General features: G+C 76.6%; 1 protein-coding gene. It reads left to right on the top strand.

All coding sequences use genetic code 11. From position 1 onward, the window contains the following. A partial coding sequence (locus tag G3I65_RS32590; protein ID WP_160699499.1) for a hypothetical protein occupies window positions 1–364 on the top strand: 364 nt, incomplete at both ends.

The following is a 364-nucleotide window of genomic DNA, read 5'->3' as shown; positions in this document are numbered from 1 at the left end:
CGGACGCGGTCGCGCTGACCCTCGCCGACGAGACCGGCCGCGCGGTGGCGAGCGTGCGTTCGCTCGCGCTGCGCCCGGTGTCCGCGGCGCAGGTGACGCCCGCGCAGTCCCTGTACCGCCTCGACTGGGTCCCGGCCGACGTCGTCGCGTCGACACCCGTCGTCGCCGTCGAATGGGAACCCTGCGGGCTGGCCGAAGCCGTGACGAACGCCCTCGAGCTGGTGCGGAACTGGCTCGCCGACGAGCGGTCCGCGACCGCACGGCTGGTCGTCGTCACCCGCGGTGCCGTGGCGACGCGGCCGGGGGAGGACGTCACCGACCTCGCCGCCGCCGCGGCTCGTGGCCTGCTGCGGACCGCGCAGCA

Origin of the sequence: Amycolatopsis sp. SID8362 (assembly GCF_010550475.1) — a bacterium.
Lineage (GTDB): Bacteria > Actinomycetota > Actinomycetes > Mycobacteriales > Pseudonocardiaceae > Amycolatopsis > Amycolatopsis eburnea.
The sequence above is the reverse complement of the archived record's forward strand: the minus strand, read 5'-3'. Positions and strand labels throughout refer to the sequence as shown.